The organism is Glaciecola nitratireducens FR1064, from assembly GCF_000226565.1.
Classification (GTDB): Bacteria; Pseudomonadota; Gammaproteobacteria; order Enterobacterales; family Alteromonadaceae; genus Glaciecola; species Glaciecola nitratireducens.
Window position 1 is genome coordinate 422481 of record NC_016041.1, and the last position, 18206, is coordinate 440686.

Genomic DNA, 18206 nt, shown 5'->3' on the forward strand with positions numbered 1-18206 from the left:
AATGCTTCTGCTTGAGGAAAGGTTGACGGCAGATAAGGGAAATTTAATGTGGCACCCTATTTGCGCGATAGATTCTAAAGTTGAATTACTTTAGAGCTTACATTAAGGTTTATACCCTATAACTAACACTATTCTGGGTGCGACCTTGAAAATTAGCGAATTGGCGAAGAGAACCGGCTTAAGTGCACATACACTGCGTTATTATGAAAAAGTTGGGTTATTAGAACCATCGCAACGCAGTGAGAGCAATTACCGAATGTATAATCAAGATGACGTCATCACAGCTCAATTTATTATGCGGAGTAAAGAATGTGGATTTAGTCTGGCAGAGACATCTTCTTTATTAGCTATAAAGAATGATAAAAGCCAACATGTTTGTGCCGAAGCAAAACAAATTACGCAGTCAAAAGTAATAGAAATAGCTGAACAGATTAAAAAGTTGAAGAAAATGCAGGCCACCCTGTCGAAGCTTGAAAAATTCTGCTGTGGTGGTCAGGAAAGCGCAGAGTTTTGTTCAATCATATCTTCGCTAGAAAAGGAGAGTTAATTTGCATGGTGCGTCAGAGTTTCTTGAGGTTTTTCACAGTTGATAATGATTCACTAACAATGGAAATCAAGTCAACTTCAACCTGATGGCGTAATCCTTCTATTTAGTTGAATAGCTCCTCATTTCCTGACAAATTATTCTCCAGTGTTACACTGTTTGCAATACTAAACGAGGAATCGCTCGTAATGTATGGTATAAAATCACCTTAACTCTAGTGTATATAAACATATTTTTATCGGTGAAAAAATACTAACATTGCTACCTAAATTGGAATCTCAGGCTTTATGAATAACTATAGCGCGCACACAGTCTCTCAACACATCCCCATAAAAAACGTGGGTGAGCATGCCGTGCCGTTAATGGATAAGTTTGGTAGACGGTTTGAATACTTGAGATTGTCGATCACCGATGTTTGTAATTTTAGCTGCCAGTATTGTCTTCCCGACGGCTATCAATGTGATACGCCTCGCAATTTTATGTCTGCGTCAGAGCTCAACGCGGTGGTGCATGCTTTTGCTAAAATGGGAACTAAAAAAGTACGCATTACTGGCGGCGAACCGGCTTTACGCAATGACTTAACGACCATTATTCAGCAAACCGCAAGTGTAGAAGGTATTGAGCAGGTTGCAATTACCACCAATGGTTACAAGCTTGAAAAGGACCTAAGAGCGTGGGTTGACGCAGGACTAACCTCGCTTAATGTCAGCATTGACAGCTTGGACCCCCGTCAGTTCCAACAAATAACCGGTGATGGGCGCTTACCAAGTATCCTAAAAGGACTCGAACTCGCCGTCGAATTAGGTCTGCAGGTTAAGGTCAACGCCGTACTTTTGAAAGAATTTAATGCCTCCCAGTTGTCACTCTTCTTCGACTTTGTAAAATCAAACAACATCACACTACGATTTATTGAGCTAATGCAAACAGGTGATAACGAAGCCTTTTTTAATGCACAACATGTGAGTGGTGAAAGCATTGAAAATAAACTCATTGATATGGGCTGGTCGCGCAAGCAAAAAGCACAGTGGGCTGGGCCAGCGAAAGTGTATAGGCATGAAGATTATCTTGGCCGCATTGGCTTAATTATGCCCTACAGCAAAGACTTCTGCGCAGACTGTAACCGCTTGAGAATTTCTGCGCTTGGTAAACTGCACTTGTGTCTGTTTTCTGAAAAAGGGCTCGATCTTAGAGATACAATTGCAAAAAGCCTAAACGAACAAGACCCGAGTTGTTTGGTTACTGAAATACAGAATATGCTCGGGCATAAAGAAGCCACTCATTACCTAGACAAAGGCTTTACTGGAGCAACACAACATTTGGCTATGCTAGGAGGATAGCAAACCCGGTGTAATGTGAAGTTCATCCAGTTTTGCTTTAAAGACTTGTTTGCGCGATGATATGAACGAATATTTACTAATAACATCCACTCTATAGCGTTTGCATTTGACGCTTATTCGGAACTTATGAACACACCCTATACACATCGTTGGTACCACTTTATTTGGCGCTGGTGTTACAACCTTGTGCTTGTCTTACTTTTACCGCTCGGCGTGCTCACGCTGCTGTTAAAATCGGATAAAACCAAAGGACAACGAAATCGTAATCGCGAACGTTTTGGTTTCATAGGAAAACTAGAGAGCCAAGGGATTCTGGTACATTGCGTTTCAGTGGGTGAGGTGAATGCTGCAAAGAGCATCGTATTGCGCCTGCAGCAGCGCTACCCTAATTTGCCAATTACTATATCAACGACCTCTTCAACCGGGGCAAAACAAGCTCGGGAAGTTTTTGCAGACAGCGTTCAATACGTTTATTTACCAATTGATATACCTATTTGTATGTGGATGTTCTTTCAGAAGCTGAAGCCAAAGCTAGTGTTGGTTACCGAGGTTGAAATTTGGCCAAATATGCTACACCAGTGCTTTAAGCGTAACATTCCCGCTGTATTGATTAATGCCAGAATGACCAATGAGTCGCTTAAGAATTATCAACGTTTAGCGTATTTGTTTAGGCCTAGCTTGCGTAAGTTTTCGCGCATTTGTACTCAGGGTCAACAAGACTTTGATAACTTTTTAAAGCTAGGTGTTTATAAGCCAAACTTGACGTTGAGCAACAATATGAAGTTTGACCTTGAATTAGACTCAACTGATGATGTGAAGGCATCAATCCTCAAAAAGCAGCTTTGTCTGACAACACAAGCGGTTTTTGTTGCCGGTAGCACGCACGATTTAGAAGAAACGGTTTGTTTGGATGCGTTCAAAAAGTTGCGCACTACGCATCCGGCCCTAATGCTTATTATTGTTCCTCGCCACCCTCATCGTTTTGAAAAAGTCGCTCAGCTTTGCCAAGCGACCGGATACACAGTGGTAAAGTTAAGCAATTTACCTGAATCGCCGCCAACAAGCACACCTGACATATTGCTCGTAGATGCTATGGGAATGCTCAAGGCATGCTTTCAGCTAGCGTCTTGCGCCTTTGTTGGTGGTAGTTTTTCGCCCAAAGGAGGGCATAACGCGCTTGAACCTGCCTTATACGGTGTGCCGACGATGATGGGGCCGAGTATCTTTAATAATCCCGTCATTTGTGATGCTTTAGTCGCTGCGGGTGGCCTGAAAATATTGTCTACACCAGAACAACTTGCTGAGACAGCGTTGGAATGGCTTGATGATGTTGATGCTGCAACGCGGGCAGGAGAGGCTAATAAACGAGTTATAGAGCAAAATAGAGGCGCCATTGAACAAACGTTAAAAGCAATTGAAGAGGTTTTTCAATAAAGACCTTATAACTTTCTTGCTGCCAGGTAATGCATTGCCCTTAGTAAGCCAAGTAAATTCTCAGTTTAAAATGGCAGTTCACGTAATATGCTTTAGTCAAAAAAAACGCCAGTCACGTTATACGATGACTGGCGTTTCTGAAGAGGTGCTGCCTCTTAGGTTTATACGCGTCTTAAATTAATTAATCTTCTGACGTTACTGGAAAACCTCTATCACGCATTAGGGCTTCGACTCTTGCGTCTCTGCCTCTGAACTTACGATAAGCCTCTTCTGGATCCATCGCGTTGCGCACAGAAAACAAATATTTCACAAGTCTGTCACCCACTTCTTTATCATAAAAGCCACCAGGTGCCTCAGCAAATGCTTCAGCTGCATCAGACGTCAGCACTTCTGCCCACATGTAGCCATAGTATGCAGCTGCGTAACCTTCGCCGGAAAAGATATGGCCAAATTGTGTTGTTCTATGGCGCATAACCACTTCTTTGGGCATGCCTAAGCGAGTCAGTTCATCACGCTCAAAGCTGTCTGGCTCAATCTTGGCTGGATCGGTGGTATGGTAAAGCAAGTCCATAATTGCAGACGACATGTACTCGGTCGTTTTAAAGCCTTCATTAAACGTAGATGCATTTTTGATTTTAGTGACCAATGTTTGTGGTATCGGCTCACCTGTTTTGTAGTGCACCAAATAATTATTGATAACTTCATCGGTTAATAACCAACGCTCAAGCAACTGTGACTGGAATTCAGTGTAGTCGCGCACGCCAGAGTGCGAACTTGGGTAAGCAACATTAGCTGACAAGAAATGCAAAGCGTGTCCAAATTCGTGGAAGTACGTTTCTGCATCATCCCAAGAAATTAAGGTCGGCTCGCCTTCAGCGCCTTTTACGAAGTTTGAATTGTTTGAAGACAACACCGTCTTCTTACCATCAAAGGTAGTGTAGCTACGATATGTTGTAGCCCAAGCGCCTGAGCGTTTGCCTTGTCTTGCAAAGGGGTCAAGGTACCATAGACCTATGTGCTCGCCACTGGTTTTGTCAGTAACATCCCACACTTTCACGTCTGGATGAAATACAGGTACTTTGCCCTCAGCTACAGGCGTAAACTCAAAGTTAAATAATTCGCCTGCAACAAAGAACATTGCCTCGCGCAGCTTATCTAACTGTAAGTATTGTTTTACCTCATCGGAATCGAGAGCATATTTATCTTTACGTACTTTTTCAGCATAGAAACGATAGTCCCAAGGCTCAATACTAATATTGGCACCTTCAGCATCGGCAATAGCCTGCATGTCGGCCACTTCCTCTTTTACTCTTGCGATAGCTGCTGGCCACACTTTTTCCATCAGATCCATCGCGCGCTCTGGCGTTTTCGCCATACGATCTTCTAAACGCCACTGCGCATAGTTGTCGTAGCCTAAAAGTTTGATACGCTCGTGGCGCAAGGTCAGAATTTTCTTAATGAGTTCATTGTTATCGTATTCATCGCCATTGTCACCACGACTGTAATACGTGTTCCAGACCTTTTCACGTAAGGCTCTATCTTCAGAATACGTTAGAAACGGATCCATTGAAGAACGAGTGTTAGTGATTGCATACTTACCTTTATTGTCACGTGCTTCAGCCATTCCAGCTGCTGCATTGACGAAAGATTCAGGTAAACCTGCAAGTTGGTCCTGCTCTAAATACAGTACATAATTTTCTTCATCGGCTAGGACATTGTTTGAAAACTGAGTATGTAAAGAGGCTAATTCTTGGTTGATGTCTGCGTAACGCTTCTTATCTTCGTCGTTCAAGGTTGCGCCATTTCTTGCAAAACCGTTATAAGTCATCCAGGTAATGCGTTGTTCTTCGCTTGTTAACGTCGCTAACTCTTCGCTTTCATAAACAGCTTTAACACGCTCAAACAGCTTTTTATTCTGTGTTATTTTTGATCTGAAAGAGGAAATGACAGGGGCCATTTCTTGTTGAATTTCTCTGAACTCTTGGCTGGATTTATTCGAGCTCCATATGCCCCAATAAGTAAACACCCGGCTTAACTCACTGCCCGCGCGCTCCATTTCGACAATAGTGTTTTGGAAATTAGCTGGCTCTGGATTGTTCGCTATCTCGTCGATTTCAGCTAAATTAAGCGCCATGCCCTTTTCTAAGGCGGGTTTTAGGTCAGCGAGGGACATTTTATCAAACGCTGGAACGCCATTGTATGGACCTTTGAATTCAGCAAGCAGGACATTGTCCACATTTTGCTGTGCTTGAGTATCAGCTATAGGTTTTTGAGGTTCTACTGGCTTTTCGGAGCAAGCTGCCATTGAAAGCGCGAGCGCTACCGCAGAAAGCGTTAATACCGCTTTTTTCATTTGGTTTTCCTTTTCATTATTATTGTTGTTGGCTAGTCGTGTCTTTACGTATATTTTTACAAAATGGATGTGCAACAATAGTAGGCATTCAACCTATGATTGGCAAGTTTGAGGCGGATAGTTTTGTGACAACTCCAAACATAAGTTGATACTTTTCGCTCAGCTTCTTGTAAACTGAGCATGTTTTATACATTCAATTAAGCGATAAAGGAAATTAAATGAAAACTATCACTGCTGCAATTTCTCTCTCCTGCGTTTTAATGCTGTCGTCTTGTGCTACCTATGACCCCTATACTGGTGAGCAAGAAGTGAGTAAAGCAGGCAAAGGTGCAGGTATAGGTGCTGGCGTTGCGGCTGTTGTTGCCTATTTGGCAAACAAAGACAAAGACGCAGGAAAGCGTAATGAAAGAATACTTAAAGCTGCTGCTGGTGGCGCGGTCATTGGTGGCGGTGTCGGTTATTATATGGATACGCAGGAAGCGAAGTTAAGAGAGCAATTACGTGGTTCAGGCGTAAGTGTCGTGCGTGAAGGCGACAACATTAATCTTGTTATGCCTGGCAACATTACCTTTGCCTCTGGTAGCGCTAATATCGCTAGTGACTTTCTGTCTGTTTTAGACTCTGTTGTTTTAGTTATACAAGAGTTCAATAAAACACTAGTTGTTGTTAGCGGCCACACTGATAGTTCAGGTTCCGATGCTTTGAATCAACGCTTATCGGAACAACGCGCTCAGTCGGTTTCTAGTTATTTTAACAACAGCGGTGTTATCACTGACAGGTTGGAAGTGATCGGCTTCGGTGAAACTCAACCAATAGCAAGCAATGCAACTGAAGCAGGTAAGCAGCAAAATAGAAGGGTCGAAATTTCGTTGATCCCAATTACCCAGCCTTAATTAAAGCATTGGCGTAAATTGAGCAGTCCTGATAGCTTATTGGGGCTGCTTCCTTCAACACGTTTAACGATGTTGTGAAAATGTAGTTATCTAAACCTCCATGGATAATTGGTATACACATATATTGACCGCACTAGCTAGGTTAAGTGAGTCGATAGTCCCACTGCCGGGGATCGTAAATGCGTCGGCATCAAAAGCCGAAAGAGCATCACTTGGCACCCCGCGAGCCTCATTTCCAAATAAGTAACAATCATAGCGAGCAAATTCTTTCGCGTTAACTTTACTACCCTGCATATCCAAATAAGCGAACCTTTTAAAGCGCGTTTGCAAGTCGCTTAGCGCTACGTCTAATTCAATGGGGACATGAAAAATGGCGCCCATGCTGGATCGCACAACTTTGGGGTTAAATGGGTCGACACTATTAGGGCTGAGTAATAAGCGAAAATGACCAAACCAAGCTAGCGTTCGCAAAATAGTGCCTAAATTACCTGGGTCCTGCACTTCGTGCAAATAGATGCAGCGTTCAATTTCGTTTCGCCCGTTTGCGACTCCTGTTTCCTGCGGTTGTATAACTTGGCTATTCATATCGTATTCAGAGCGTAAATTCGGCAGAGGCACACAAGCAATAATCCCTTGTGGTGTTTTAGTGTCGCTCATTTGGGCCATCTGCTTTTTATTAACGGTGAATATCGAAAAATTGGCGTTTAGTTGATTAGCCCACGCTTCATATTCTTCAGTCACGAAAAGCTTTACGCTTTTAGGGGCGGCTTCCCCTATCACTTCTTTATATGCACTAGCCTTCTGTCGTTCCGCTTTTTGCAACTCAAGCACTAGGTGTTCGCCTTCAACCAAATAATAGCCTAGCAGCGCGCGGTATTTTTTTTGATGTAGTTTCTTAACATCGTCTAGCTTCATTTAGGCTTACCTTAAAATACTGTCTGTTAGCGTGCAAAATCTACGTTTGCTAACGCTATACTGTTCATTCTTGCGGCTTGATATTTGTTGTTAACACAAACGGCCAACCTTTCTTGTTGCCGATTGTATCGCTTCGTTAAATATAAGTCCGATAAAAAGTCGCTAAATAGTCCTGTCTTTTGTTGATTGTCGAGGTGGTTTATACCGTTACTCCTCTGAATTTGACGATAGCTTGCGCAAATAAAGACTACTCAAATAGTGAATTAAAACCAGAAGGAATTTGCAAATCGGGTCTGCAGGCTTACAATAAGCTCCGATTTACCGAAACTAATAGTATATTCACCTTATGGCTCGAACAAAAACCAGTAAAAAATGGCTGGACGAACATGTTAACGACCCTTACGTAAAGAAGGCTCAAATTGACGGATATCGTTCTCGCGCCAGTTATAAACTCATCGAAATTAATGAAAAAGATAAGTTAATTCGCCCAGGCAGTGTCGTTATGGATTTGGGATCGGCACCGGGAGGCTGGTCACAAGTGGTCTCGCCATGGGTGGGTGACTCCGGTCGCGTTATCGCTTCTGATATTCTGCCGATGGATGGAATTGTAGGCGTCACCTTTATTCAAGGAGACTTTACCGAGGAAGCCGTTTACAAGCAGATCTTAAGCGAGCTAAATGGCGAAAAGGTAGACGTTGTTGTATCTGATATGGCACCTAACCTAAGTGGTGTTAATACCACCGACCAATATTCCTCAATCTACCTTGTTGAATTAGCCTTAGATATGGCGCGTAACGTATTGAAGCCGGGCGGAAGTTTCTGCGCTAAAGTATTTCAAGGGGTGGGCTATGAAGAATACGCAAAAGACGTGAGAAGCTCCTTCGATAAAGTGCTTGTCCGTAAACCTGCGGCTTCTCGTCCGCGCTCGCGAGAGGTTTATATAGTGGGTAAAGGATTTAAAGGTTAACGTTCAACGTTCAAGCAACGGCAGCTTATCGGTAACACCGTTCCATTTGTCGGCGTCATCCGGCGCCGGTTTGAGCTCTGTGATGTTAGGCCACTCCTGACATAACTGTGCATTGATTTCCAGAAACTCAGCCTGTTCTGGCGGTAGCTTGGTATCTTGATAAATGGCATCGGCCGGGCACTCTGGCACGCACAATTCACAGTCGATGCAAATTACTGGGTCGATAACCAAAAAATTTGGTCCTTCAAAGAAAGCATCAACGGGACAAACGGCAACACAATCTGTGTATTTACATTTTATGCAATTGTCGGTTACTACAAAGGTCATGGCGACTAACTATTCAAACATTCTAAATTATGACAAGTGTAAAGTAGCAGTGTTAAAACACAAGTTACTTTATTATTTTGCTTCTAGAAGTTCTCAGATAAATTGACGCCCAACAAAATCGAACTTAATAGTCACTGTGTTCATTTTAATAAACGACATGTGTGATAGATAACATAATAGGAAGTAGAGAGACATGAAAATATTCGACGAATTTAAGCAATTTGCGATTAGAGGAAATATGATTGATATTGCCATTGGTGTCATTATTGGCGCAGCCTTTAATAGGGTAATAGACGTGCTTGTCAAAGAGGTTTTTATGCCACCTCTCGCTTTTTTAACCAATGGCTCAAACTGGGAAAATCAAAAAGTAATATTGCGAGAGGCATCAAGCGTCGGTGCAAGCAAAGTTGATGAGATAGCGCTAGGTTACGGAAAGCTTCTTGAGACGATGGTTGATTTCATCATCATCAGTTTTACTGTTTTCGTTGTAGTAAAAGCGATGAATTCACTTAAAAAACGAGCTGAAGATGTAAAGGATAAAACAGTTAATACACCTCGTGATATTGAGTTGCTGCATAGTATAAAAGAGTTAATGGAAGCACAAAATGAACTGTTATCCAAAAAATAACGAAACAGGGAGTAGTATAATTGAGTAGAAAGCGCTAGTTTCAAACATCAATATGCTCGCACACAGAGGTATCTAAACAAGCGTAACTGTTTTAAAATATCGTGCCCTGACAGAAAGGCTGTCCGGCGTTTTAAAGAGTCTTTGTATTATGCTGCGTTTAACCGATATCAAATTACCCCTCGATCATGATGAACAGGCTCTAGAGCTTGCCATTTTAAGCAAGTTGAAGATAGAGAAGAGCCAACTGCTGTCATTCAACTTGTTCAAGCGCGGGTATGACGCACGCAATAATAAAAATATTCAGCTCATTTATACCCTCGATGTTGAGGTGGGCTCGCAGGAAGAGCTGTTAACTCAGTTTGCTCGGGACCCTCATGTGCGTATTACACCGGATATGACCTACAAGTTTGTCGCACAAGCTCCAGCGAATCTAAAAAACAGACCCGTTGTTATTGGCCTTGGACCATGTGGTTTGTTTGCTGCTTTGATTTTAGCTCAAATGGGCTTCAACCCGATTATTTTAGAGCGAGGAAAGGCTGTACGCGAGCGCACGAAAGACACTTTCGGTTTCTGGCGCAAGCAGGCACTGAATCCTGAATCGAACGTACAGTTCGGTGAGGGGGGGGCGGGTACTTTCTCCGATGGCAAACTGTATAGTCAGGTCAAAGATCGCAAGCACTATGGTCGTAAGGTGCTGCATGAATTTGTCGCGGCTGGTGCGCCAGAAGAAATCATGTATGTAAGTAAACCGCATATTGGCACCTTCAAACTAGTCAATATGGTCGAAAAAATGCGGGCGACAATTATTGAGCTAGGCGGTGAATTCCGTTTTAGCACCAGAGTCGAAAAGCTAGATTTAGACACTAATGGTAAAGCTCATAAAATTAAAGGCTTACATTTATCGGGTGGGGACTATCTGCCTTGTGACCACGTCATTTTGGCGATCGGTCATAGCGCTCGCGACACTTTTACCGCGCTTCATGAACAAGGCGTTTACATCGAAGCCAAGCCTTTTTCGGTAGGTTTTCGAATTGAGCATGAGCAGAGCATGATCGACAGGGAACGTTTTGGCGAAAACGCAGGAAACGCCATTCTAGGCGCGGCCGACTATAAGTTAGTGCACCACTGTAAAAACGGGCGCACGGTATACAGTTTCTGCATGTGCCCGGGTGGTACTGTGGTTGCTGCAGCTTCAGAGCCTGGTCGCGTGGTCACCAACGGTATGAGCCAATATTCTCGTCATGAACGAAATGCAAACAGCGCCATTGTTGTCGGCATTACGCCTGAAGAGGATTACCCAGGGGATCCTTTAGCTGGTATTGAGTTGCAGCGACGTTTAGAAGAGCTTGCGTTTAGCGTTGGGGGCGAGAATTATCATGCGCCCGCACAATTGATAGGCGACTTCCTAGCGGGCAAAACGAGTTCAGAAATAGGTGATGTGAAACCTTCTTACACACCAGGCATAACGCTAACGGATTTAAGTAAAGTTGTACCTGACTTTGTTACGCAGGCGATCCGTGAAGCGATACCCGCTTTTAATCGTCAAATTAAGGGTTTTGCTAAAACCGATGGCCTATTAACTGGAGTTGAAACTCGCACCTCTTCACCTATCTGCATTAAGCGCGATGAAAATTATCAAAGCGTTAATGTGCAAGGTTTGTATCCTGCTGGAGAAGGCGCTGGCTATGCCGGTGGTATATGGTCAGCAGGAATAGATGGTATCCGCGTAGCAGAAGCGCTAGCGCTATCTATGGTAAGCGACACTTAAGTCCTTGTTGCTGCGCTCTGCGATAAGTCGCCTTTAGCAATATCTGATTTTCACTGTCCTGCAGGTTACTATCATCAGGCTCTATGTTAAGTGCCTGTGCAATGAGTTCTTTGGCTTTAAGATCGCAACCAAGCTCACTTAAAAGCATCGCGTAATTATTCAGATAAGACACCTCTTGCTGAGCAAAAGGTAAGCCTTGTGCAAACCAATTAGCCGCGGCTGAAGGCTGTGTTGAAAAATAATAATTACCCAACAAAAAATAGGGCAACCAATAGTCAGGCCACTGTTGTGTTGCTGTTTTAAGAGCAGCGATGCCTACGCTTGACTGCTGTGTGCTGATCAAATCTTGGCATGCTTTGGCATAAATAAAGGGATCAAGATGTTCGCTGCTTTTGTCGCTTGGCAACATTGCTAACATCCAGTACTGAGCCCGTTGCCAAGTGCGTTCAAACGTAGAAAAGTTCAGGCGATGCGCTTCGGTAACGCCGGTATGTAAAATAAGCTCAGCGCGGTCAAGGTCGTAACCAATCACCACGGCATAATGCCACTGAGGAAACAAAGCAATAGCATTGTTTTGCAGCACAATCACCGGAATATTTTCAGCAAGCAAACTCAACAACTGCTTCATGTTGCCATTCTGCGCATAGGCCAGCAGGCCAAGTTGACGAGTCGCCGCCACCATTTCAATTTGCAGGCTACCGTCTAAACCTGGGATAAAAGTGGTCGGTGCGATCTGCAGTGGATTTTGTTCCAAGCCATAAAACCCAGCAACTTCAGCTAGGGTTGTAGGACCGCAAAAAAAGGCTTCTTGAGAATGAAACGGTACGTTTGGGACAAGGTGTTGACGGGCAATATCTGGAGGCTGATTTAATATCTGCTTAGTTTGAGTAGGCGTTTGGCAAGCACTTAGTAAGAAAATTGACAGACCTAGCAATAAAGAGGTCTGCCACAATGAAGGCATAAAAAATTAGGAACCGATTGGACGTATAAAAGGATAAACGTCGGTAATGCCCATTAAATCTAGTATTGCTACAACAACAAGCACCGTTACGATAGTACCTACGATACCGCCTGCAGGCATTTCGTTAATTTCGTTGTTTAAAGCGTCTAGCTCTTGATTAGTCATATTTGCGATGCGTTGCTTTGCTTCTGCAGGACTCACGCCCAATTCAATCAGCTTACTCTGCACTTCGGCATTATCCACAAAGGACAATACTTGCTGCTTATTATACTGGTGCTGTTGATTAGCGATAACTTGGTCTGAGCTAAAAACCCCTGCCGTTGCCTGGCCCATACTGAATACAAAAATCAAACTTGCGATACTGGCTTTAAGAAACTTATTCATTACTGATATATCCTTCAATATGCCATTTTTAATAGCGGTGTTTTAACAACAGATGTATTTCTGAAATAGGATGCTCATGTTCGATAACATAAACAACATTAAGAAGGTAAACCATTTAATGACGCTATGCAATAGAATGTATTGTTAGCTGATGGTGCTCAAAAATTGCTTATTTATGGTCAACCTCGGTGCGTGGATCCATTTCAAAAGCAGCAGGGCCGGTCATTTCTGTAACCGCTCGGAAATTGTCTTTTGTTTCTAAATCAAACGGAAGCTCATGACTGCGTCGTCTTAATACTACAATAATAAAGAATGTAATAAGACAAACGCTTGTAAAGGCATAAAGGCCATTAGCGCCCATTAAACTCATAGCAAGGGATGCCAAGGGGGCACCGATGGCAGAAGATAAGCCAAGCGTTATTAACATGGCACTGCTTATTTCAACAAAATCGTCTGACGTGGCGTTATCATTGGCGTGAGCTAAACATATTGCGTATAGCGTCATGCATGTCCCTCCCCAGAAAAAGGCAGAAATAGCAGCGGGCCAGCCGCCAAATGTTGTAACAACATACGGTAAGCCAACAAATAGTAATGATACAGCTGCCCCTGCTAGCGCTAAATACATGAGTACAATACGCCTATCAAATCTATCCGAAACCTTCCCTAATGGCAGCTGAAAGCAAGCGCCGCCGAGCACTGTGGCTGATACAAATGCCGCTAGCTGACTGCTTTCAAAGCCGTTATCCTTTGCATATATGGGCGCTAAAGACCAAAATGCGCCAGTTACTAAACCCGTAACGACGGCGCCAATGAGCGCGATGTGTGAATGCTGCCAAACCTTGAACATATTTACCTTTACTTGATGAATGGCTGCAGGGGCTGCGGACAAAGTAAGTGACACAGGTATGATCGCTATAGACACAAATATCGCAGCCAAACCAAACAACATCCAATCTTGAGTATTACCTAAATTCAATAATTGTTGTCCACTCATTACCATGACGAAATTTAATGTTGTATAAACCGAAAGTATTGAACCTCGGTTTTTTGCGTCTGAACTTCCATTTAGCCAGCTTTCGATAATCATGTACAAGCCGGAAATTGCAACACCAATGAAAAACCGTAGAATCATCCAACTATAGAATTCGGGTAGTAGCGGAAAAATTAAGATCACAACAGAATAGCAAGTGGCTAGCACTGCAAAACTGCGAATATGTCCAACCCTTTTCAACATATAGGGGGTTGCCAAGCAGCCAGAAACAAATCCTAAAAAATAAGCAGAGCCCGTCAATGCCACTTGTGTGTCAGAAAACCCAGCAGTACTGGCAGCAATGGGCAGCAGGGTGAGTAACAATCCATGACCAAGGAGTAAGAATGCATTAGAAAGCAGTAATGCGGATATAGGAACTAATGCGCGTAACATATTACTCCAAGTGGCCATTGTGAATGCGAATTAAGCATCTGCTCGTTCTTTTTCAGCTGTGGTATGAGTGCTAGTTGGCTCGTTCACTTGCCACACGCTGATGTCTAAATACCATAAAAAATAAAGGAAGTAGTATAAGTTGGACATGAAGTTTTTCCGTGGAGTTATATAAATTATATCTATACCAAGGAAGAACTATGCCAACTGTGATTTTAGAATTTATAGTTATTAATCATGCGTTTGCTGAATTTATCTAAAATCATCTGTTTGATATTAGCACCAATTTGGTTTGAACTTTATAAAAATGCACTGTTTTGTGCACGTTTGGACTTATACACGGCAAGCGCGACAGCGCGTTGCATTGGATTAGAGGCTAGGGCTTTCGGCGGATTTTTATTGATAAATAGTATGATTTTTCTCAATGAACTAAAACAAGTTACTCAGCGTAAAAATATTTATTGAAGTATGGTCAATATGTCACTTTTAGGGATTTTGTCTATGAACAAACCACTCAAATTACTCTCGACTTTAGGTGCATTTGCCGTCGTTGCTGGCCTTGTTTATGTTGCCGGGGAAATGGCTTTATCGGACTCTCCGCTGCTCGCGTTAGCGCCGGTAGCTTTAGTGCTCTCTATTATTTTCGTATTTATTCGTATGAACGATAAGCAAGACTAATCAGTATGGATCAGATAAATGACTTCAACCTTGTTACGCTTGTCGATACTAATGGCGAGGTAACCGGATACGCAGAAAAAATAGAGGCGCACTTACGAGGCGACCTTCACCTCGCTTTTTCCTTAATGATCACCCGTTCTCAGGGCAATAGCACCGAGTATCTTTTGCAGCAGCGAGCAATGCACAAATATCACAGCGGCGGTCTCTGGGCGAATACCTGCTGCTCACACCCTTTGCCAAATGAAAGTATTAAGGATGCAGCACAAAGGCGGATATCTGAGGAGTTGGGCATTACCTCTTTGTTAAACCTCTCCACAATTGGCCAGATTCGTTATAAGTACCCACTCGATAACGATATGATTGAACATGAATTAGATAATATCGTTACCACTGACGTAGATGACATTAAGTGGTGCAAAAATCCTGATGAAGTAATGGACGTCAGATGGTGGAAGGAGCATGAAATAGTCAAACAGCTTAAACGTGAACCTTCTGTATTTGCCGCTTGGTTTCCGATGGTATTTGACTACATCAAGAAAAACAATGTGGGCGCATTATCATCGGTGTGAGCGATGCCATAAATTGATCAGCAGCATGTGCGACATCGTCAGGCCAAAGAGACCTATAAATATCCATCGCAGTAAATCAACATTTACATCATTTACACCAAAAAATTCGAATAAGATTGCTGCCAACACTATCGTCAGTGCTACAAACGGTAAGCTTAAAATAATAGCCTTTGACACGCTGAGTTGAAGTTCCTCACCAACGTCATTTAGGTGCTTTGGGGAATGCAGTAAACAAAAGTAAAGTGCAAAGTGAAGCAAAGGGGTCAGTGTCAAGCTACTGACTACCAATGCCACGCACTCGACGAGCGTTAACTTATCAAGCGTAAGATGCGTTTTCAGCAATTGCACAATGAAGTAAGCGAAAGCAGCAATCCCAATCCAGAACATGATTTGCATACCTTGAATAATCAAATTGGCTGTTTCAGCTGGGAGAAACAACAAGGTGAAAAGCGTTAGTAATGTCGATGAGTACATGATTGAGGAACCACAAATAATGATGCTTGCCATGCCTAATCGAGCATAACGAGGCATTGTATTTCGCCAGTCAGTTGAGAAGTGATAAATAGATACACAGAAGAATAATCCGAGACTTGTTGCTGGAAAGCCTACCCATAAAGCAATGGAAAAAGCAGAAATAGCAGTGTAAACAAGAATAAAATAGAGAGCCGAATTGAATGACGAAATCAGTTTCAACGATTTCGCTACAGCAAAATCAAGCGCCCCATGAGGTAAGCCTAACAAAGTGACTGCGATGGCTAAACCTACAATCATATATGATTCAGGAAGATGTAAATTTAGCAATGCTCCTATTATGCATAACAAAAATACGCATAAATAAATTTGGGTGTAGCGCACTTTATTCATTGTTGCCGGTCGTTATGCTTGTTTGGCGATTGCTTACGCTTGAATAATAAAGTAGTAAACGCCGCGGTGAGTGCGTTGTAGGCTGCACGCAAAAATGCACGCTTAGGCATTGCTGCAATAACGCTAATCACGTCAGCCGTTGTTGCTTGTTCCGTCATGAAGCGGGCAAATCGCTTCGCTTTTACTTTTTTAAACATTTGCTCAAAAATAGTGACGCCTATCTTCATATCGTTTCGCAGAACTCTTATCATCAGCGTATCCATTTTTCGGTATATCACGTTGATAGGTGGTGAAGGAACTAGTTTTCCTTGCTCTATTAAAGCTTGTGCGCACTGTTTTGCCCAACGTTGAGAGTTAAGGAAGCTAAAACCAGTAGCAATCCTCATTGCTCCCCCCGCAATGCCTCCATAAATCAGATTTTTATGTGTCTTGTTTAGGTTGTTGTGGTTAATCGAATACATGGGCAAAGCTGCCTGTTCGGTTCGCAGTACCTTGTAGTCATGCTGCTCAAACATGTGCTTAAGTCTCTCGGTGAGACGTGCTTTTAGTGTTTCCTTATCAATAATAGTAATACTAAAGCAGGTAAACTCAACGAGCGCATGGCTTGAACTAAACGGCAGGACATATACGAACTCAATCCCTAACTCAGAGTAACGTAATTGATCCATTAATTTTACGGTAAATGGCTCTAATATATCTGCGTTAATTGAAATTTCTTCGCCGTAAAAACATTGAAATAATCCATTGTGTTCGTGATGCAATGGCGGTGGACGAGTGTCGACTACTTTCTTAGCAAGCATTGTTCCATTTGCAGTAGTGATGAAAACCCTGTCTGCATTGCAGTCAATGGATAGTACGTCACAATTAAATATTATTTCTACGTTTGTTTCTTGCTCAGCATGCTCGATGGCCAGCGCGCCGAGGTGCTCGGACCTTATGGAGCAATAAGGGTAAAACGAGTCGCTCATTGTGTATTGACGCTGCTCGGTTGACAGACTCCAACTCGACCACTCATGAGAAATAATCGCCTTCATATAAAAGGGGAGGTCTTTGCTATTCCAGAAACTCCAAATGCGATCGTGTTGAGGGCCATTTTGCTGTTCCAACACTTTTACGGTATGCGGGTAATTACGCTCTTTCAGAGCAAGCAATAGGGATAAACCCGCGGCGCCAGCACCAATGATGATTAAATCGGTAGGCTGTTCCTCCGCACCGTTGTTATTCACAAAGCGTTGGTCACTGTCGTGGCATTGTTATTTGGAGAGTACTCGCTATTCGCAAGTGTGGTTTGAAGATGAATGTGTAGGTTAGGATCATGTTTAGGCGCTTTGTCAGCAAATTCCCTAGAACGTAAATACCAAAGCGCTTTGCTTGCCAGCAAGGCCTTGTGTGACTTTGATACCACCATTCTTCCCCTCCAATATTCACAGTTTTGCTTCAGTAGCTTTCGACCTATCTCTCTATATACGTAGGCCGCTACTGCAATTGCTGGCCTGTTGCGTTGAGGTAAATAATAAAGTCCGGCTAAACCACTCTGATAGTATCTCTCAGCGAGTTCTAATAATCTAGTGATAGCTGTTTGTACGCTTTCTTGGTCATTCTTTTGAGCAAGACTAATTTGCTCCGGCGATAGAGAATCCACCCATGCTCCGGGAATGTAGCGACGATTCATTTTAGCGTCTTCCAAAACGTCTCTAGCAATATTAGTCAACTGCATACCAATGCCTAAATCAATGGCAAATGCGTATCCATCTTCCTTTGCACCCAAAATCGGTGCCATCATTAAGCCGACTACACCAGCAACTTTAAACGCATACCGCACTATTTCTTGTTCTGTATCTAAGGCTTGTAGACTCAAATCTTCGCTAACGCCTTCAATGAGTGTTATACCGTTTTTTCTGTCAATACCATGCTGTTCGCAAAGCAGCAAAAAGTCAGCAACTAAGGGATGTCCTGTTTGATTTTGATTAATCGCATCACTCAAATTTGCTAAGTCTTTTCTTGCTTGCTCTTTGTCCAGACTCTCGTCAGCAATGTCGTCCACTATGCGGCAAAAGCTATATAAGCGGGCGGCAGCTATGCCGGTTTCGCTGCCTAAAAACAGTCGAGCAAAATTAAACGACTTGCCATGCTTTTTTAAGAGGGCCGTAGGGTCATCTTGCAT

18 protein-coding genes are annotated in these 18206 nt (G+C 42.9%); 9 read left to right on the forward strand and 9 right to left on the reverse strand.

The window, feature by feature from the left end; genetic code table 11:
* Positions 1 to 145: 145 nt before the first annotated feature.
* The 3 genes from zntR to GNIT_RS01815 all read left to right on the forward strand — a co-directional run bounded on the left by zntR (position 146) and on the right by GNIT_RS01815 (position 3315).
* The gene (gene zntR, locus GNIT_RS01805) at positions 146 to 547 is read left to right on the forward strand and encodes a Zn(2+)-responsive transcriptional regulator (protein WP_041246261.1); all 402 of its coding nucleotides are present in this window, start codon (positions 146 to 148) and stop codon (positions 545 to 547) included.
* 359 nt (positions 548 to 906) lie between these two features.
* Entirely contained in the window at positions 907 to 1881 is a 975-nt protein-coding gene (gene moaA, locus GNIT_RS01810; protein WP_041246561.1) for a GTP 3',8-cyclase MoaA, read from the forward strand.
* Positions 1882 to 2007: 126 nt separating this feature from the next.
* The gene (locus GNIT_RS01815; RefSeq protein WP_014107414.1) at positions 2008 to 3315 is read left to right on the forward strand and encodes a 3-deoxy-D-manno-octulosonic acid transferase; all 1308 of its coding nucleotides are present in this window, start codon (positions 2008 to 2010) and stop codon (positions 3313 to 3315) included.
* 181 nt (positions 3316 to 3496) lie between these two features.
* On the opposite strand, the gene GNIT_RS01820 is transcribed toward GNIT_RS01815, so the two are convergent.
* Entirely contained in the window at positions 3497 to 5668 is a 2172-nt protein-coding gene (locus GNIT_RS01820; protein ID WP_014107415.1) for a M3 family metallopeptidase, read from the reverse strand.
* Positions 5669 to 5886: 218 nt separating this feature from the next.
* On the opposite strand from GNIT_RS01820, the gene GNIT_RS01825 reads away from it, so the two are divergent.
* A complete protein-coding gene (locus GNIT_RS01825) occupies positions 5887 to 6561 on the forward strand; it encodes a YiaD family glycine zipper/OmpA-like lipoprotein (protein ID WP_014107416.1) in 675 nt (224 codons plus the stop codon).
* A gap of 90 nt (positions 6562 to 6651) precedes the next feature.
* On the opposite strand, the gene GNIT_RS01830 is transcribed toward GNIT_RS01825, so the two are convergent.
* A complete protein-coding gene (locus GNIT_RS01830) occupies positions 6652 to 7476 on the reverse strand; it encodes a TrmH family RNA methyltransferase (RefSeq protein ID WP_014107417.1) in 825 nt (274 codons plus the stop codon).
* A 346-nt stretch (positions 7477 to 7822) separates the two neighbouring features.
* On the opposite strand from GNIT_RS01830, the gene rlmE reads away from it, so the two are divergent.
* Positions 7823 to 8443, forward strand: a complete 621-nt coding sequence (gene rlmE, locus GNIT_RS01835; protein WP_014107418.1) for a 23S rRNA (uridine(2552)-2'-O)-methyltransferase RlmE — start codon at positions 7823 to 7825, stop codon at positions 8441 to 8443.
* A 3-nt stretch (positions 8444 to 8446) separates the two neighbouring features.
* On the opposite strand, the gene fdxA is transcribed toward rlmE, so the two are convergent.
* Positions 8447 to 8770, reverse strand: a complete 324-nt coding sequence (fdxA, locus tag GNIT_RS01840) for a ferredoxin FdxA (protein ID WP_041246262.1) — start codon at positions 8768 to 8770, stop codon at positions 8447 to 8449.
* A gap of 193 nt (positions 8771 to 8963) precedes the next feature.
* On the opposite strand from fdxA, the gene mscL reads away from it, so the two are divergent.
* Entirely contained in the window at positions 8964 to 9398 is a 435-nt protein-coding gene (mscL, locus tag GNIT_RS01845) for a large conductance mechanosensitive channel protein MscL (RefSeq protein ID WP_014107420.1), read from the forward strand.
* Between the two features lie 148 nt (positions 9399 to 9546).
* A complete protein-coding gene (locus GNIT_RS01850; RefSeq protein ID WP_014107421.1) occupies positions 9547 to 11166 on the forward strand; it encodes an NAD(P)/FAD-dependent oxidoreductase in 1620 nt (539 codons plus the stop codon).
* On the opposite strand, the gene GNIT_RS01855 is transcribed toward GNIT_RS01850, so the two are convergent.
* The 3 genes from GNIT_RS01855 to GNIT_RS01865 all read right to left on the reverse strand — a co-directional run bounded on the left by GNIT_RS01855 (position 11147) and on the right by GNIT_RS01865 (position 13934).
* Positions 11147 to 12127 (reverse strand): PA2778 family cysteine peptidase, encoded by a 981-nt coding sequence (locus GNIT_RS01855; RefSeq protein WP_014107422.1) that lies wholly within the window; start codon positions 12125 to 12127, stop codon positions 11147 to 11149. The genes GNIT_RS01850 and GNIT_RS01855 overlap by 20 nt on opposite strands.
* A gap of 6 nt (positions 12128 to 12133) precedes the next feature.
* On the reverse strand, positions 12134 to 12511 hold the full coding sequence (locus tag GNIT_RS01860) for a PA2779 family protein (RefSeq protein ID WP_014107423.1): 378 nt from the start codon (positions 12509 to 12511) through the stop codon (positions 12134 to 12136).
* 169 nt (positions 12512 to 12680) lie between these two features.
* Entirely contained in the window at positions 12681 to 13934 is a 1254-nt protein-coding gene (locus GNIT_RS01865; RefSeq protein ID WP_014107424.1) for an MFS transporter, read from the reverse strand.
* A 498-nt stretch (positions 13935 to 14432) separates the two neighbouring features.
* Here GNIT_RS01865 and GNIT_RS18200 point away from each other — a divergent pair, with 498 nt between their 5' ends.
* Positions 14433 to 14609, forward strand: a complete 177-nt coding sequence (locus GNIT_RS18200) for a hypothetical protein (RefSeq protein ID WP_014107427.1) — start codon at positions 14433 to 14435, stop codon at positions 14607 to 14609.
* Positions 14610 to 14614: 5 nt separating this feature from the next.
* Positions 14615 to 15178, forward strand: a complete 564-nt coding sequence (idi, locus tag GNIT_RS01875; protein WP_014107428.1) for an isopentenyl-diphosphate Delta-isomerase — start codon at positions 14615 to 14617, stop codon at positions 15176 to 15178.
* Here the strand turns inward: idi and GNIT_RS01880 are convergent.
* The 3 genes from GNIT_RS01880 to GNIT_RS01890 form a co-directional block, all read right to left on the reverse strand.
* Positions 15167 to 15949: a Brp/Blh family beta-carotene 15,15'-dioxygenase gene (locus GNIT_RS01880; protein WP_238526927.1), complete on the reverse strand. Its 783-nt coding sequence runs from the start codon at positions 15947 to 15949 to the stop codon at positions 15167 to 15169. The two genes, idi and GNIT_RS01880, sit on opposite strands and share 12 nt — an antisense overlap.
* A gap of 89 nt (positions 15950 to 16038) precedes the next feature.
* Positions 16039 to 17268, reverse strand: a complete 1230-nt coding sequence (locus GNIT_RS01885) for a lycopene cyclase family protein (RefSeq protein WP_014107430.1) — start codon at positions 17266 to 17268, stop codon at positions 16039 to 16041.
* Positions 17265 to 18206, reverse strand: a complete 942-nt coding sequence (locus tag GNIT_RS01890; RefSeq protein ID WP_014107431.1) for a phytoene/squalene synthase family protein — start codon at positions 18204 to 18206, stop codon at positions 17265 to 17267. Before GNIT_RS01890 ends, GNIT_RS01885 begins: the two co-directional genes overlap by 4 nt.

Bases quoted from the DNA above. Each gene is read 5' to 3' on its own strand.
- GNIT_RS18200 (WP_014107427.1), top strand. From the start codon at position 14,433: ATGAACAAACCACTCAAATTACTCTCGACTTTAGGTGCATTTGCCGTC.
- GNIT_RS01855 (WP_014107422.1), bottom strand. From the start codon at position 12,127: ATGCCTTCATTGTGGCAGACCTCTTTATTGCTAGGTCTGTCAATTTTC.
- moaA (WP_041246561.1), top strand. From the start codon at position 907: ATGGATAAGTTTGGTAGACGGTTTGAATACTTGAGATTGTCGATCACC.
- GNIT_RS01850 (WP_014107421.1), top strand. From the start codon at position 9,547: ATGCTGCGTTTAACCGATATCAAATTACCCCTCGATCATGATGAACAG.
- GNIT_RS01890 (WP_014107431.1), bottom strand. From the start codon at position 18,206: ATGCAAGATGACCCTACGGCCCTCTTAAAAAAGCATGGCAAGTCGTTT.
- GNIT_RS01825 (WP_014107416.1), top strand. From the start codon at position 5,887: ATGAAAACTATCACTGCTGCAATTTCTCTCTCCTGCGTTTTAATGCTG.
- mscL (WP_014107420.1), top strand. From the start codon at position 8,964: ATGAAAATATTCGACGAATTTAAGCAATTTGCGATTAGAGGAAATATG.
- GNIT_RS01830 (WP_014107417.1), bottom strand. From the start codon at position 7,476: ATGAAGCTAGACGATGTTAAGAAACTACATCAAAAAAAATACCGCGCG.
- GNIT_RS01815 (WP_014107414.1), top strand. From the start codon at position 2,008: ATGAACACACCCTATACACATCGTTGGTACCACTTTATTTGGCGCTGG.
- GNIT_RS01820 (WP_014107415.1), bottom strand. From the start codon at position 5,668: ATGAAAAAAGCGGTATTAACGCTTTCTGCGGTAGCGCTCGCGCTTTCA.
- rlmE (WP_014107418.1), top strand. From the start codon at position 7,823: ATGGCTCGAACAAAAACCAGTAAAAAATGGCTGGACGAACATGTTAAC.
- idi (WP_014107428.1), top strand. From the start codon at position 14,615: ATGGATCAGATAAATGACTTCAACCTTGTTACGCTTGTCGATACTAAT.
- GNIT_RS01880 (WP_238526927.1), bottom strand. From the start codon at position 15,949: ATGATTGTAGGTTTAGCCATCGCAGTCACTTTGTTAGGCTTACCTCAT.
- fdxA (WP_041246262.1), bottom strand. From the start codon at position 8,770: ATGACCTTTGTAGTAACCGACAATTGCATAAAATGTAAATACACAGAT.
- GNIT_RS01860 (WP_014107423.1), bottom strand. From the start codon at position 12,511: ATGAATAAGTTTCTTAAAGCCAGTATCGCAAGTTTGATTTTTGTATTC.
- GNIT_RS01865 (WP_014107424.1), bottom strand. From the start codon at position 13,934: ATGTTACGCGCATTAGTTCCTATATCCGCATTACTGCTTTCTAATGCA.